The sequence below is a fragment of the Pseudomonas sp. Tn43 genome (assembly GCF_014192635.1).
Lineage (GTDB): Bacteria > Pseudomonadota > Gammaproteobacteria > Pseudomonadales > Pseudomonadaceae > Aquipseudomonas.
Genome location: NZ_JACHYG010000016.1, coordinates 1 through 14,319 on the forward strand (window position 1 = coordinate 1; position 14,319 = coordinate 14,319).

General features: G+C 58.1%; 12 protein-coding genes and 1 pseudogene. 7 read left to right on the plus strand and 6 right to left on the minus strand.

Annotation, left to right across the window (positions count from 1 at the left end; genetic code table 11):
* Positions 1-188: 188 nt before the first annotated feature.
* From FHW68_RS24980 to FHW68_RS24990, 3 genes are read left to right on the plus strand one after another with little or no spacing between them, the layout of a single operon-like run.
* A complete protein-coding gene (locus FHW68_RS24980; protein WP_095630801.1) occupies positions 189-848 on the plus strand; it encodes a paraquat-inducible protein A in 660 nt (219 codons plus the stop codon).
* On the plus strand, positions 835-1,458 hold the full coding sequence (locus FHW68_RS24985) for a paraquat-inducible protein A (protein WP_095630800.1): 624 nt from the start codon (positions 835-837) through the stop codon (positions 1,456-1,458). The genes FHW68_RS24980 and FHW68_RS24985 overlap by 14 nt, the downstream gene beginning before the upstream one ends.
* Positions 1,451-3,754 (plus strand): PqiB family protein, encoded by a 2,304-nt coding sequence (locus FHW68_RS24990; protein WP_095630799.1) that lies wholly within the window; start codon positions 1,451-1,453, stop codon positions 3,752-3,754. Before FHW68_RS24985 ends, FHW68_RS24990 begins: the two co-directional genes overlap by 8 nt.
* 114 nt (positions 3,755-3,868) lie before the next feature.
* On the opposite strand, the gene mksF is transcribed toward FHW68_RS24990, so the two are convergent.
* Genes mksF through mksB form a run of 3 tightly spaced genes read right to left on the minus strand, consistent with a single transcriptional unit; the run spans position 3,869 to position 8,674 of the window.
* Positions 3,869-6,709, minus strand: coding sequence for an Mks condensin complex protein MksF (mksF, locus tag FHW68_RS24995; RefSeq protein ID WP_095630798.1), 2,841 nt, complete (start codon positions 6,707-6,709; stop codon positions 3,869-3,871).
* Positions 6,706-7,407 (minus strand): Mks condensin complex protein MksE, encoded by a 702-nt coding sequence (mksE, locus tag FHW68_RS25000; RefSeq protein ID WP_095630797.1) that lies wholly within the window; start codon positions 7,405-7,407, stop codon positions 6,706-6,708. The genes mksF and mksE overlap by 4 nt, the downstream gene beginning before the upstream one ends.
* Positions 7,397-8,674, minus strand: a complete 1,278-nt coding sequence (gene mksB, locus FHW68_RS25005) for an Mks condensin complex protein MksB (protein ID WP_168185053.1) — start codon at positions 8,672-8,674, stop codon at positions 7,397-7,399. Before mksB ends, mksE begins: the two co-directional genes overlap by 11 nt.
* A 206-nt stretch (positions 8,675-8,880) precedes the next feature.
* Here mksB and FHW68_RS25010 point away from each other — a divergent pair, with 206 nt between their 5' ends.
* Positions 8,881-9,621: an energy transducer TonB gene (locus FHW68_RS25010; protein ID WP_183683658.1), complete on the plus strand. Its 741-nt coding sequence runs from the start codon at positions 8,881-8,883 to the stop codon at positions 9,619-9,621.
* On the plus strand, positions 9,614-10,066 hold the full coding sequence (gene rimI, locus FHW68_RS25015) for a ribosomal protein S18-alanine N-acetyltransferase (protein ID WP_095630794.1): 453 nt from the start codon (positions 9,614-9,616) through the stop codon (positions 10,064-10,066). The genes FHW68_RS25010 and rimI overlap by 8 nt, the downstream gene beginning before the upstream one ends.
* Positions 10,067-10,120: 54 nt before the next feature.
* Here rimI and FHW68_RS25020 read toward each other — a convergent pair whose 3' ends face one another.
* Positions 10,121-10,525 (minus strand): serine kinase/phosphatase, encoded by a 405-nt coding sequence (locus FHW68_RS25020; RefSeq protein WP_095630793.1) that lies wholly within the window; start codon positions 10,523-10,525, stop codon positions 10,121-10,123.
* Between the two features lie 175 nt (positions 10,526-10,700).
* Here FHW68_RS25020 and can point away from each other — a divergent pair, with 175 nt between their 5' ends.
* Complete coding sequence (can, locus tag FHW68_RS25025; RefSeq protein WP_183683601.1) at positions 10,701-11,345, plus strand: carbonate dehydratase; 645 nt, start codon at positions 10,701-10,703, stop codon at positions 11,343-11,345.
* A gap of 19 nt (positions 11,346-11,364) precedes the next feature.
* Here can and FHW68_RS25030 read toward each other — a convergent pair whose 3' ends face one another.
* Entirely contained in the window at positions 11,365-11,877 is a 513-nt protein-coding gene (locus FHW68_RS25030; protein ID WP_183683603.1) for an SET domain-containing protein-lysine N-methyltransferase, read from the minus strand.
* A 180-nt stretch (positions 11,878-12,057) separates the two neighbouring features.
* Positions 12,058-13,230 carry a hypothetical protein gene (locus tag FHW68_RS25035; RefSeq protein ID WP_183683605.1) on the minus strand — a complete coding sequence of 391 codons (1,173 nt, stop codon included), beginning with the start codon at positions 13,228-13,230 and terminating at the stop codon, positions 12,058-12,060.
* Positions 13,231-13,543: 313 nt separating this feature from the next.
* On the opposite strand from FHW68_RS25035, the pseudogene FHW68_RS27605 reads away from it, so the two are divergent.
* Positions 13,544-14,230 (plus strand): annotated as a pseudogene (locus tag FHW68_RS27605) (PAS domain-containing protein); the annotation flags it as partial.
* Positions 14,231-14,319: the final 89 nt, after the last annotated feature.

Genomic DNA, 14,319 nt, shown 5'->3' on the forward strand with positions numbered 1-14,319 from the left:
GGGTTTCCCCATGTGAGAGTAGGTCATCGTCAAGATCAAATTCCGAAACCCCTATCTGCATCTGCAGGTAGGGGTTTTGTTTTGTCCGCAGGAAAAGAACCAACCCTTACGACACAGCACAAATTTGCACAGTTATTTTCGAGTCAGGACACTAGAATAGGTCCAACTTATTTGGAGCCAGAGTCTTTATGCCAGATCCGGTTGACACCCCAGGGCTGTCAGATTTACCGCTGGACGAGTTGGTTGCGTGTCATGAGTGCGACTTGCTGATGCGCAAGCCTGAGCTTGCTCATGGTGAGAAAGCCATCTGTGTACGCTGCGGATATGAGCTGTATGCCCATCGACACAATGTCGTGCAGCGCAGTCTCGCCTTGGTCATTGCCGCGCTGTTGTTGTTTATCCCGGCGAACTTTTTACCCATCATGCAGCTCCATCTACTCGGACAGTCGTCGCACGATACTGTCTGGAGTGGCGTTGTCGGTCTGTTCGATACCGGCATGCGAGGCGTAGCGGCAGTGGTATTCCTTTGCAGCATGGGGATTCCGCTGCTCAAACTACTTTGCCAGTTGTTCGTGTTGCTGAGTATTCGCTTCGATATTGGACGCAGTTATGGCCTGCTGCTCTACCGCATTTATCACCATCTACGGGACTGGGGGATGCTCGAGGTTTACCTCATGGGCGTACTGGTTGCGATCGTCAAATTGGCCGATATGGCGGCGATCACCATAGGTCTTGGTCTGGCATGCTTCATCAGCTTGTTGTTGGTTCAGGTCTGGCTGGAAGTGGTGATGTCACCGCATCAGATCTGGCAGGCGTTATCAGGAGAAGATGCCCATGCGGGCGATTGATGCAGGCATTCTTGTTTGTGCCGAATGCCACGAGTTGAATAAACAGGAAGCCGATACTGACGAGCAGGTATGCACTCGCTGCGGTGCGTTGGTTCACGCCCGCCGCCCAAACAGCCTGATGCGGACCTGGGCATTGCTAATCACGGGGGCGATTATTTACATACCGGCCAACGTGCTACCGATCATGACCATTAACTCCCTGGGGCAGGGCGATCCGAGCACCATTATGTCCGGTGTGATCCAGCTGGTTCAGCACGGCATGATTCCAATCGCCGCCGTGGTTTTTATCGCCAGTATTTTGGTCCCCACGTTCAAGCTGGTAGGCATCGCATTGCTGCTGTTTTCGGTGCAGCGCCGTCAGCCGCTCTCGGCACGCCAGCGCATTCTGATGTACCGCTTTATCGAGTTCATCGGCCGCTGGTCGATGCTGGATATCTTTGTAATCGCCATCCTGGTGGCGGTTGTGAATTTTGGACGGCTTGCCAGCATTGAAGCCAATCTTGGCGCCATCGCCTTCGCCAGTGTGGTGATTCTGACGATGCTTGCCGCAGTAACTTTCGATCCCCGACTGATTTGGGATAACACGGAGTCGGACGACGACCATGACTGATTTGCCTAAAGCTAAAACCCGACCGGCCTCAAACTGGTCAGCCATTTGGGTGTTGCCACTGATCGCCTTGATCATCGGCGGCTGGCTGGGCTGGCGTGCCTATACCGAGACGGGCATCGAGATCCAGGTGCGTTTCGAAAGCGGTGAAGGCATTCAGGCCAACAAGACCGAAGTTGTCTACAAAGGCATGTCGGTCGGAAAGGTGAAAGCTCTCAAGCTCGATGACGAAGGCAGCTCCAAGGGAGTGATTGCTACCATCGAAATGAATAAAGACGTGGAGCAATACCTGAGAACCAGCACGCGTTTCTGGCTGGTCAAGCCGAGCGTGAGCCTGGCTGGCATCACGGGGCTGGAGACGTTGGTTTCGGGTAATTACGTGGCCGTCAGCCCGGGCGAAGGCGAGCCGACCCGCAAGTTCAAAGCCCTGGCCCAGGAGCCTCCGCTATCAGATGCGCAACCAGGCCTGCACTTGACCATCAAGGCTGATCGCCTCGGCTCGCTGAATCGCGGCAGCCCGGTGTTCTATAAACAGATCCAGGTCGGTCAAATCAAAAGCTATGTGCTGTCCGCAGACCAAAGCACTGTCGAACTCAAAGTCTTCATCGAGCCGACCTACGCCAGCCTGGTGCGTAAACACACGCGTTTCTGGAATGCCAGCGGCATCAGTATCGATGCCAACCTTTCTGGCGTGAAAGTACGTAGCGAGTCCCTCGCCAGCATCGTCGCCGGTGGTATTGCATTTGCCACTCCGGAAAATCGCAAGGACAGCCCGCCTACCGATCCAAGCCTGCCGTTCCGTCTCTATGAGGATTTCGATGCCGCCGCAGCGGGTATTCGGGTCAAAGTCAAACTCAGCGATTTCGAAGGCCTGCAGTCTGGTCGTACGCCGGTAATGTACAAAGGCATCCAGGTCGGCAATTTGAAAACGCTCAAGGTGGATCCGGACCTGTCCAGCGCGACCGCCGAGTTGACGCTCGACCCGCTGGCCGAGGACTACCTGGTCACCGGCACTCAATTCTGGGTGGTAAAACCATCGATTTCGCTCGCCGGTATTACAGGCCTGGAAGCGCTGGTCAAAGGCAACTACATCGCCGTGCGCCCAGGCGACAAGGGCGGTGCGCCGCAGCGCGAGTTTGAAGCGCGGCCCAAGGCGCCGCCGCTGGATCTGCGTTCGCCAGGCCTGCATTTGGTGTTGTTCACCGAAAACCTGGGTTCTCTGGAAGTCGGCAGTCCGATTCTCTATAAACAGGTCAAGGTCGGTTCGGTTCAAAGCTATCAATTCTCCCGCACCAAAAAGCAGTTGGTGATCGGGGTGCATATCGAGAAGGAATACGAAGGACTGGTCAACGCCTCAACGCGTTTCTGGAATGCCAGTGGCATTACGCTCACCGGTGGGCTAACCGGCGGCATCCAGGTCAAAAGTGAGTCGTTGCAGAGCCTGATGGCTGGCGGCATCGCCTTCGAAACCCCGGAAGCCAAGGCGCCGTTGCAAAAGCGAATTCCACGTTTCCGCCTGCATGCCAATTACGATGAGGCAACGCAGAAAGGCACTATGGTCACGATCAAGGTCGATCGCGCCGATGGCCTGCGCAATGGCACGCCGGTTCGATTCAAAGGCCTGGACGTTGGCAAGATCGAGGACGTCGACCTCAGTGATGACCTGCAATCGGTACTGCTGACCGCACGAATCACCGAAGTGCCGGAGCGTATCGCTCGAGTCGGCAGTCAGTTCTGGGTGGTTAAACCTGAGCTCGGTCTGATTAAAACCTCGAACCTCGATACGTTGGTCACCGGGCAATACATCGAAGTACAACCGGCGCCGAAGAACCTCGGTCCACAGAAGACTTTCGTGGCCTTGACCAATCCTCCGGAAATTGCCAAGGAAGAGGCTGGTTTAAGCCTGGTGTTGAGCGCTGCTCGTCGGGGGTCTCTGAAGGCTGGCGTCCCCGTCACCTATCGCGAAATCACGGTAGGCAAGGTGACCGGCTATGAACTGGGCCAGACGGCTGATCGCGTGCTGGTGCACATTCTGATTGAACCGAAGTATGCGCCGCTGGTGCGCAGTGGCACGCGGTTCTGGAACACCAGTGGTTTTGGTTTTGATTATGGCTTGTTCAAAGGCGCGACAATACGCACCGAATCGCTGGAGACGCTGGTCCAGGGCGGTATTGCGTTTGCCACACCGGATGGCGACCGCATGGGTGTGCCGGCGAGGCCTGAGCAAACCTTCCCATTGTTCGACCAGTTCGAAGATGAATGGCTGACTTGGGCGCCGAAGATTTCTCTCGGAAAGTAATCCTGGTCGATTGAGAAGACGCCTTCGCGGGCAAGCCTCGCTCCTACAATGAAAAGATAAAAAAAGGCCGCGATCCCATGGGATCGCGGCCTTTTTTGTTGGATTCAAGTCAAATCAGACCGCATCCAGCTCGGGTTCATCAGTATGTACAACAACGGTTGCCTTCACTTCATCGTGGCGACGAATGTACTTCCAGTCTGCTTCGTCGATGTAGATGCCGTTCGGGCCGCTGCCGCCTTCCAGGTCGATGGCGACACTGGCGCAAACTTGCGGCTTCACACTCGCCAGAATCGGCACGAAGCCCAATTGCAGGCTGGTCTCCAGCAGTGCTGCCTGGTTCTTCTCGTCGATGTCCGCCGCCTCGTCGAGGTAGTACGGCAGGCGCACGCGACCGGCCTGGTCGCGGTCCATCAAGTGCAGCAACAAGTACATGTTGGTCAGCGCCTTGATGGTCATGGTGGTGCCGTTGGACGCCGCGCCATCGATGTCGGTGTGGATCACCGGCTGGCCGTTGACCTTGGTGATCTCGAAGGCCAGCTCGAAAAGATCCTTGAGGCCGAGCTGGTTGTGGTTCGCCGCCACCAGCCGCGCGAGGTATTCCTTGGCCTCTTCGTTCTTGTTGTCCTGATCGGCGCTTTGGCTCAGGTCAAAGACAGAAAGGGTTTCGCCTTCTTCGTACTGACCGGCGCTGTGGATGATCTGGTCAATGTGCTTGAGCGCTTCCTTGTTCGGCGCGAGCACGATGCGGAAGCTTTGCAGGTTGGAGACCTGGCGCTTGTTGATCTCGCGGTTGAACAGCGCCAGTTGATGTTCGAGGCTGTCATAGTCGCTGCGAATGTTACGCAGGGTCCGGGCGATGTCGGTGACGGCTGCACGACGGGCCTTGCCGAGGGTCAGCGCTTCATCGGTGCGGTGTGCGTACGCGTTGATCAGCAGTTGCAGGCGACGCTCCATATCGTCTTCGCTGTCGAACTTGGCCACCCCCTTGAGGCGAACCTGTGCGTAGAGCGCGTCGATTTGCCCGTCGCTGCGCAGCAAACCTTGCCAGCTGTCCTGATAGTCGTTGAGCAGCGGCAACAGGTTGTCCATGGAATCATCGACCGGGTCCATGAACGGCGTGCCGAATGGCAGGTCCGCCGGCAACAGCTGACGACGGCGCAGGGCGTCGTCGAGGGTGCGTTGCTTGGCTTCCATGTCGCCGATCTGCCGGCCGACCAGTTGCAGCTTGGCCGACAGTTGCTGGACCCGTTCGGTGAAGGCATCGCTGGAACGCTTCAATTCGTCCTGAGCCGCTTCCATCTGCGCCAGTTGCTCTAGCTTGTCGCCTTCCTCGGCGCTCAGGGTTTGCGTGCGGCGGAAGTCTTCCAGGGCTTTCTGCGCATCCAGCACTTGCTGGTACAGCGCTTCAGTCTGGGTTTTGCTGGCCGCGCGGTCGGCTGCCACCGCAGCTTGAGTTTTCAGCTGCTTGAGTTCTTTTTCCAGGCGGTCTTTCTGATCGCGCAGTGCCGCGCGGTCAGCCAGGGCTTGCAGGGCTGGAGGCTCGATGTGCGAGATGTCGATGGACAGGCCCGGCACTTCGAAGCGCTCGCCTTTGAAACCATCGAGGATCAGTTCCATGGATTTGACCCACTGACCGTCCTCGTCCAGCGTAATGCCGTGTTCACCCAACGGCAGGCTGAACAACGCACTGTTGAACAGGCGCATCAGGCGTTCGACATCCTGTTGCGAGAATTCTTCGCGCAGACGGGCGTAGCTGTTGTTGTCGGCGTGATCGAGTTGTTGCTTGACCGACTTCAGGCGTTTTTCCAGATCCCGCAGGCGTTCTTCCAGGTCTTCAGCACTGAATTGCCGCGACTGCGCCAGCGCACCAGCCAGTTCGTCGTGCGCGTCCTTGGCGGCGAGCAGCTGCTGCTCGAGGACTTTGACGTCATCGACCAGCGCGAAGCGATGCTTGAGTACCGACAACTCGCCGAGCCAGCGCTGGATTCCGGTGATTTCCCGCTCCAGACGCATCAGCTCCTGAGTGCCGCCGCGTTGATCGTTTTGCAGCGCGTCCTGCTCGTTGCGGTAGTGCTCGGCCTGAATCGTCAGTTCTTCCTTGCGCGCACTGGCGTAGTCCGACCAGGTGCCGAGCAGGGAGTCGAGCAGCGGCGACAGGCGATGCAGTTTGCCGCGCAGGATGTCCCGCTGTTTCACGCCGTTGGCCAACGCTTCAACCAATGGGCCGGCAGCGACCAGCGAGTTGTAGTCCTGCTCCATGCGGCGAACATCACGGAAGGCTTCTTCGCACGCGGCGATGTAATCGACACTGCCGGAACGCAGGCTGTGTTCGAAAGCATCGAGGAACAGCTGCTTGAGTTTGGCTGCAGTGATTTCGCGCATGTGCAGCAAGTTGATGAACAGTGCGCGGAAGGTCTTCAGACTCTGCTCGCTGGTGGAGCGCAGCGGGATCAACGTCAGGTCCAGCGGAATCGAGGTGTGGCCGCCCACCAGCAAACGACGCAGTTCATCCGGCTTGAGTTCATAGGCTTTCAGGCCTTCGCGCTCAAGGTTGGTGAACAGCTCTTTTTGCCGCAGGCAGGTGTCGTCTTTCTGGTAATGGGCCAGATCGAGTTTGCCGGCGTAGGCAAAGAACTGATGACCGAAACCGCCGCCCGGGCCGCGACCGACCACGCCAATCACGTGGGGGCCGTGGGGCAGGGAGACTTCCACCAGGATGTAACTGGTGTCCGAGGCGAAGTAGAAGCGTCGGGATTGCTCCAGGCTGTACTTGCCGAAACTCATGTCCGACATGCGCGCCAGAATCGGGAACTGCAAGGCGTTGATCGAGGCGGATTTACCGAGGTTGTTCGCTCCGTAAACCGACAGCGGCTCTTCCAGCGGGAACAGGCCGAGGCTGTAACCGGCGGTGTTCAAAAGGGCAAAGCGGCGGATGCCGTAGCGTTCCTTGCTCATGCGTCGGTCTCCTGTTCTTCGGCAATGGCACGGGCCAGGGCGTCTTCTTCGCTTTCTTCAGCGAAGTCACTCAGATCCAGCGGATCGTCTGTTTGCAGCAGTTTTTCATCGCTGTCGTCATCGATCAGCACGGGCACCGGCAACGGCAGGACGCTGTGCAGACTGGCTGCCAGATCACGGTCCTGCTGAACCGACAGGCACACGTCGAGGAAGCGGTGCATCGGTGGCAGGAAACGGTAAACGCCGTTTTCTTCACCGGCAAAACCGAGCTGAGTCATGCGGCGCATGATTTTTTCCTCGAGTTCTTCGACGGTTTGCACTTCAGCCTGAATGAACAGATCGCGGTACTTTTCCAGTAACGAGGGCAATTCATCGCGGCCGAGACTGCCGCCGTCGAGCACCGCGATCGGGTCGCGGCCCTGGTCGGCCAAGTGCTCGACGAGGATGAAAGTAAACAGTGCCAGGCGCTGTGCAGTCTTGTTCACCGCGGCAGCGGCAAGGTCCGGCACAAAGTAGTAAAAACCGCGGGTGTCGCAGATGAGTTCAAAGCCCAGCGCCTTGAACAGCGTGCGGTACTGGTCCTGGAAGTTCGACAGTTGGGCGTATAGCTCCGGGTCGCGGCGGCTGACGTGGTAACCCTTGAACAGCTCGCGAAAAATCGGCGCCAGCTGGGACAGTTCGGATAGATCAAGATGCATGTGGGATGCTCGCAGAATTCTCGGTGGCGGTGTCGCCGGCCGAGAGCAGGGCGAAGGAGCACAGGCTGACCTGATGCTCGTGAGTATGGTAATCGCGGCGTTCCAGACGCTCGCGCTTGAAGCGTTTCTCCCGCGACAGACGCGAGAACCAATAGAGCAATTCGTCGGTAGCGCCGTCCGGCTCCTGCTCCAGCAGCCAGGTCATCAGGTCCGGCATCGGCAGGGCGTCTTCGCAGCGCTCGAGCATCTCCCGAACGGTACGTGGCGCGCGCGGGGCTTCGCCTTTCTGAGTCTTGTGAGCCTTGGGAAAACGCGCAGGTTTGGGCTCGAAACGGGCCAAGGCGTATACGTAGGCTTCGACCTGACTGGCGTTACCGAGGAAGGTACTTTGCGGACGGGTGAACAGGGGCATCGCGGCTTGCGGTACCGCATCGATACCTTTGCGACGAATCGCCGACAAGGCCAGCGCCGCGCCACGAGTCACGGCGTTGTGCCGACGGGCTTCTTCACGCAGCGGCAGCAACAGTTCACGGGCATGACGCAGAGTCAGTTGGGCGCTGGTCTGCATTTCGAGGATGCGCGCGTGGGTACGCAACAGCATGTCATCGTCGACCAGATGGCCGAGGCGCTGCTGTTCAGTGAGCATCTTCAACAGAACGTTTTCGACCTTGCGCACGCCTTGTTCGAAGGCGCCGTCGGCGTTTACCAACTGAATCATCGGTTCGACGTATTCATCCCAGGTCGCCAGTACTTCAGCGTAGCGCTGACGCAGCGGGATCTGGCGGTCGCTGGTCTTGGCCCGCTCGGCGACGGCCACCAGGGCCTGTTCGTCGTTGGCGAGCTTTTTCAGGACATCCCGCACGCGCATGTCGAGCAAACGCAACTGACGTGCCAGATCGTTGCCGTCGCGAATGTCGAAGGCGTCCTGAATGTAACCGGCCAGGCGCTCGAGATGGCGCAAATAGGCTTCGATTTCCAGGCACAGGCCCAGACGGTGCTCACGGCGCAGGTAGGCGAGGAAGTCGTGGATCTGCGCATTGAGCTCGAAACGGTTCGGGCTTTTCGCCACGGGAACCAGAATGTCGAGGCGGATCCACACGTCCAGCAAACTGGTAATGTCCTGCGGCGTGCTATCCAGTTGCTGGGCGGCCAGTTGCGTGCGCAGTTCGTTGAGGCTCAGGGTGCCTTGGTCGAAGTGCTCGCACAGTGGCTCCAGAAGTGCCCAGTGTTCAGCGAGGGCGCGCAAGACGCGCTTGGGTTCGATCATCGGAATGGCCGGCTGGTTGGCAATTAAAAGCCGCGATTGTACTGCATCGCAGCCGTGTCGATTCACTCTCGGGACGGACAGTTGGCTTTCTATCGATCAAGCGCGGGCGATCTTGAGCGAAGGGCGGTAGAATCATTGCACTTTAGTTATCCACAAGTGGCCGACCTTTGCTTATCGAGTCCCGTCGCCGCGCTTATTTGACCGCCATGCAGGTGGTCAACTGGCTGCCGCGTACCGAATTGCCCTTTGCTGCGCCCTCGCGGCCCGAACTGCTGGAGATGCCCGAGCCGTTGGTCGTCGCCCCGATTGCGCCTGCTCCGGTGGCGCCGGCGCCCGTGGAACCTGCGGCCAAACCGGCTGAGCGGGTGAAAATCGAAGTGCCGCGGCCATCGTTGGCCAGCACCCGCACGAACGCCAAGGTCGAAGAGGAGCAGGCTCCGGTCGCGGTCAAGGCGCCGGTCGTTCCGCCACCGCGCTTCGCCCTTCAATTGCTGCGCGCAGGTCGTTGCCTGTTGCTGGTGGAGTTACCCACAGGCGAAAGCTTCCAGACCCGCGACCCGGCCTATCTTTTGCTCAAGGACATGCTGCGCGCCGCCGGTCTGCCAGACAGCCCGCAGATCGTCGGCGAGCCGGTGCGCTGGCCGCTGCTGGCTCGCGGCACTCTGGATCAAGGGCCGGAAGCGGCTCGGGATTTCGTACAAGGCTTTCTGTCAGCCCGTCTCGAAGATGCGCCGTGCGTCTGCCTGTGGCTGATCGGCTTGCCGGCGGTGCGTTTTGCCGGTGAAGCCAACGCCGAATCCTTCAACCGTGAACTGCAGGTCGAAGGCCTGGGTTCGGTCTGGGCCCTGCCGGGTCTGGAATTATTAATGGAAGAGCCACAGCGTAAGGCTGAAGTCTGGCAAGCCATGCGTCGGCTGATGGCGCGCTGGAAAGAATCGAATGAGTGACGCCGTATCGTTCCGCCCGATGACCGAGGCGGACCTGGACACTGTACTGAAGATTGAATACGCGGCTTACAGCCACCCCTGGACCCGCGGGATTTTTCTCGACGGCTTGGGCAAGTACCAGATCTGGCTGATGTTCGAGGGGCAGCAACAGGTCGGCCACGGCGTGGTGCAGATCATTCTCGACGAGGCGCATTTGCTGAACATCACCGTCAAACCGGAAAACCAGGGCCGAGGCTTGGGTCTGACGTTGCTGGAGCACTTGATGTCGGTTGCCTGCAAGGCCGAGGCACGGGAATGTTTTCTGGAAGTGCGCGACAGCAACCGGGCGGCATTTCGCTTGTATGAGCGGTATGGGTTCAACGAAATCGGACGTCGGCGCGATTACTACCCGGCAGTGGGTGGGCGTGAGGATGCGGTCGTCATGGCCTGTACCTTGGTTGACTGAAATGCAGGAGCTGCCTTCGGCAGCTCCTGCATTGGAACCTGGTCAGATCTTAGATCAACGCTTGCCATCCATTGGATCGTGCCGCGCCAATTCCGCTTCATCCAGCCCATCGCCTCCGCCGATGTCGTCTTCATCGACAATGCTCAAATCCCAATCCGCCTGGCCGCCTTCCCCTTCTTCATGGGCATCCCGCGCGCCATCTTCGCGGATCAAGGTTTCCGGGCTCATGTCATCGTCGGTGGACTCATGGTCATCGGTCGAGCCGCCGGTCATGCCAGCTTCACGGACGCGTTCCTCGGGCATCTTCTGCGCACGCTCGCGTTCGGGAATCAGGTCACCGATTCTGGAACCCGGTTCTTCCTCGTCGAAATCCAGCTCACGCACTGAGCCCATGCGGTCTTCGTTGTCGTCGATGGGCTCGGGTTGCGCCTTATCGAACGGACGTCGTGAGTCAGTCATGGCATTTCCTCATACTGTAGGCCTTGCTACAGTTGACCCGCTGGGCTGGCGAGAATTCCACCTGCATGAAGCATCGGATAGCCATTAACTGCAGCATGGGAGATATTCATCTTGCGCGTGACCCGGATAGACGGTTGTCTGTCAAAGCAGCGCATCATTATCGAGGCTTCATTGCATGAACGAATTACAAGATCTGATTGATAACAATGAGCGCTGGGCCGACGCGATCACCCAGGAAGATCCTGATTTCTTCGCTAAGCTGGCCCGTCAACAAACCCCGGAATACCTGTGGATCGGTTGCTCCGATGCCCGCGTGCCGGCCAATGAAATCGTCGGCATGCTGCCGGGCGATCTGTTTGTACACCGCAACGTGGCCAACGTTGTACTGCACACCGACCTCAATTGCCTGTCGGTGATTCAGTACGCGGTTGACGTACTCAAAGTCAAACACATCCTGGTCACCGGCCACTACGGTTGCGGCGGTGTGCGCGCCTCGATGCAGGACCGTCAATTCGGCTTGATCGACGGCTGGTTGCGTTCGATTCGTGACCTTTATTACGAAAAACGCGAAGAGCTGGCCAAGTTATCCACCGAAGAAGAGCGGGTCGACCGCCTCTGTGAACTCAATGTGATTCAGCAGGTAGCCAACGTCGGTCATACCAGCATTGTGCAAAACGCCTGGCACCGCGGTCAGAAACTATCGGTCCATGGATGCATCTATGGCATCAAGGATGGTCGCTGGAAAAGCCTGAACGCCACCATCAGCGGTTTCGAACAGTTGCCTGCGCAGTACCGTTTGCGTCCGGTCGAGGCGTTGTAAAAACCTCTCAGATGACGCTTCATCGACGCCAGTGTTGGAAAAACTGTTCGCCATTGGCATTCGGCGACTCGTCATAACCGATGATCCAGCCACGGCAGTACGGACAACCGCAGCGGCAGGCGAACTGCCGCAGCAGCTTGTCTTCTGTCGCGGCGAAATCCATCGTCAGCCGGTCACCTTTTTTGATGTCCTTGAGGGCCCATATCCACAGCTCGCTCATGTCGAGAAAGACGTTGGGGTCGCAGGAATGGCTCAGTAGACCGCAAAAACGCGGATCGTAAACGTGGATCCCTGGTGCCATCTGACGGGTGTGTCGGCAGCGATAGGGCAACAGATGTCCAGAAACCCTGCAGATTCGGCTGATGCGGGGGAATTCGCGCAAGGCCATGACAGCTATTGCTGATCCCTGGGCGTTGCAGATGATTTCAAAGTCATCTTTGGAGGGGAATCCAAGGCGAAGGGGCAACTCTACAAACGGATAGATGCCATTTGATGGCGGTGGGGGTATTGCCTGTTCTGCATGGGTTCTCATAACAATCCTTGTCAGTCGAGTGCTACGACCGCTGTCTACTGACATCCTGTCAGCCCTGCAGCACATTGGGTACGCTCCAAGCCTCTCGCAAATGAAACAAACGGTCTACTGTCAGATATGACAGCGAAAAAGGCTCTTCCCCGCGTCAGCCATGGCTCACGCGGGGAGGACTTTCTTCGTTTACAAGTGTGGGGCAGGGGCGGAGGTCGCAAGAGACGGGCTCTTCAGCTGTTTCAGCTGGGATTTGACGGCCGTTGTTGTGCATTTCGCCACGGCCTGTTCAGGCGTCAGGTTGCGGATTGAGGTGTAGAACAGTTCGCAGGTTTTTTCTTTCTGGGTCACTTGCCAGGTCTGAGTACAGCTTTTCAGCTGAACGTCAGGGTCAGTACCCGGCTTGCTGCCCATTCCAGCCTGCCAGCACGCTGCGCTCAAATCCTGCCCCATGACTTTCAGCCCCGCGGCATCGGCTTTGGCCTGTGCATCGTCGCCGCTATAAGCCTCTGGGTCGGCGGCATACCAGATGTAGCTCGGGTGATTGGAACCCAGTACCGGTACCGCTACACCCTTGCTTGGGATGATGGTTGCCAGGCCCAGCACGTCTACGGTCGGCCCATATTGTTGTTTGATCCAGTTACGTACGGGGGCGCCAAAGGCGACCATCGGCAATACAGCGCCGCTGGCGTTCTGGCTGACTTCCTTGACCATGGTGGTCTGGTAATCGTTGAAGTAGCCATAAACGCCTTCGAGGTCCTTACCGGCGCTGGATGGCGCGGCAATCGGCGCGATGTCGATGATGGTCTGATAGCCCGGCGTCTGGTCGGCGGGGATGCCGTTGGCTGTCAGCAGCGTGGCCCAACGGTCGGTGGTCTTGGATTCCAGGTAGTCCTGGGCTTGGGTCAGCGAATAATCCGGGGGGAAGTGCAGCAGTTCGATGCTTTTGCGATTTTCCAGCGCCATGCCCAGCGGCAGGAACAAGTACCAGTTATAGGTCCATTTGCCATCGGCACTCAATTTACTGGCGCCGTTGTAAGCCAGATCTCCGGCATTGAGCAACGCGGCCAGTGGCTTGTCATAGCCTTCGGGCACACCGCTGATAGCGGCGTAGAGTTGGTTGTTGTCGGTTTTGACCACTACTTTTGCGGTGTTGTAGCCATCGCGTTGTACGCTTTGGGTCAGGTAGTGCTCGACGGTCTGTTCCAGTGTCCAGTTGCGATAGCAGATGACGTTGCAGTTGTTGGGGTAGGCGAACAGCCGGGTAACACGTTCGGTGCTGCCCAGATTCAGATCGACATCGGCGTGAGCGGCGGCACTCAGGGTCAGTGCGGCCAGGGTGAGTCCTGTGAGTTTGAACATGCTCAGATCCTTTTCAGCGTGAGCCCTCGGAGGCGGGGCGGCTACATACTGAAACTAGTTGTGTCGAACGGTCCAGTACTCATGTGAAAGATCACCGCTTCATTGATCCCGATACCTCGCGACTATTTTTGTAGGACAACCCTGAAACACTCTTCAGAAAATATCTCCAAGGCCGATGGCTAGGCTGTATGCAGCTTTTTATCTCTGTCCATCGGTGCTTCCCATGTTCAACAAACGCTTGAAGCAGGAGCTGTCGGCTCTTCGCGAAGAACTCTCCAGCCTTCAGCAAGTCAAGGAGAGCCTGGACAGTGAAATGCTGGTCCTGACTCTTGATTCCGATGGCAGGATTCAATCGGCCAACCAGAACTTCATGGGTGAAATGCTCTACAAGGGCAACGAACTGATCGGCCGGCACCTCGAAGACATCGTCCCGGCTCATGTGAAGTCGGACGAGTTCCACCGCCGCTTCAAGGCTGCGCTGACCCGTGGCGAGCATTTTGCCGGCACGGTTCGTTTATTACGCGGCACTGGTACCGAAGCCTGGCTGCGGTCGATCATGCAGCCGGTGCGCTCCGGGGATGGCCGGATCAAAAATTTCTCGATTTATTCCAGCGACCTGACCCGCACCATCGAAGCGTCTCGTGAACATGAGAACCTGATCGGTGCGCTAGTGCGCTCGACGGCGGTCATCGAGTTCGACCTCAATGGCAACGTGCTGATGGCCAACGAGCGGTTTCTCAATGGCATGGGTTACAGTCTGGCGCAGGTCCAAGGCAAGCATCACCGCATTTTCTGTGAGCCTGAGGAATACAACAGCGCCGAGTATCAAAACTTCTGGCGCCGCTTGAACGCCGGCGAATTTGTGGCCGATCGTTTCAAGCGTATCGATAGCCACGGTCGCGTGGTCTGGCTGGAAGCGTCCTACAACCCGGTGGTCGATGCCAACAACAAACTCTACAAAGTGGTCAAGTTCGCGACGGTGATAACCGACCAGGTCAATCAGGAGCAGGCCGTCGCCGAAGCGGCCAACATCGCCTACAGCACCTCGTTGCAAACCGACAGCAGCGCCCAACGCGGTACCACCGTAGT

What these genes read in the sequence shown, in the direction of transcription:
- FHW68_RS24980 (WP_095630801.1), top strand. Translation starts at nt 189, where the DNA reads ATGCCAGATCCGGTTGACACCCCAGGGCTGTCAGATTTACCGCTGGAC.
- FHW68_RS24985 (WP_095630800.1), top strand. Translation starts at nt 835, where the DNA reads ATGCGGGCGATTGATGCAGGCATTCTTGTTTGTGCCGAATGCCACGAG.
- FHW68_RS24990 (WP_095630799.1), top strand. Translation starts at nt 1,451, where the DNA reads ATGACTGATTTGCCTAAAGCTAAAACCCGACCGGCCTCAAACTGGTCA.
- mksF (WP_095630798.1), bottom strand. Translation starts at nt 6,709, where the DNA reads ATGAGCAAGGAACGCTACGGCATCCGCCGCTTTGCCCTTTTGAACACC.
- mksE (WP_095630797.1), bottom strand. Translation starts at nt 7,407, where the DNA reads ATGCATCTTGATCTATCCGAACTGTCCCAGCTGGCGCCGATTTTTCGC.
- mksB (WP_168185053.1), bottom strand. Translation starts at nt 8,674, where the DNA reads ATGATCGAACCCAAGCGCGTCTTGCGCGCCCTCGCTGAACACTGGGCA.
- FHW68_RS25010 (WP_183683658.1), top strand. Translation starts at nt 8,881, where the DNA reads ATGCAGGTGGTCAACTGGCTGCCGCGTACCGAATTGCCCTTTGCTGCG.
- rimI (WP_095630794.1), top strand. Translation starts at nt 9,614, where the DNA reads ATGAGTGACGCCGTATCGTTCCGCCCGATGACCGAGGCGGACCTGGAC.
- FHW68_RS25020 (WP_095630793.1), bottom strand. Translation starts at nt 10,525, where the DNA reads ATGACTGACTCACGACGTCCGTTCGATAAGGCGCAACCCGAGCCCATC.
- can (WP_183683601.1), top strand. Translation starts at nt 10,701, where the DNA reads ATGAACGAATTACAAGATCTGATTGATAACAATGAGCGCTGGGCCGAC.
- FHW68_RS25030 (WP_183683603.1), bottom strand. Translation starts at nt 11,877, where the DNA reads ATGAGAACCCATGCAGAACAGGCAATACCCCCACCGCCATCAAATGGC.
- FHW68_RS25035 (WP_183683605.1), bottom strand. Translation starts at nt 13,230, where the DNA reads ATGTTCAAACTCACAGGACTCACCCTGGCCGCACTGACCCTGAGTGCC.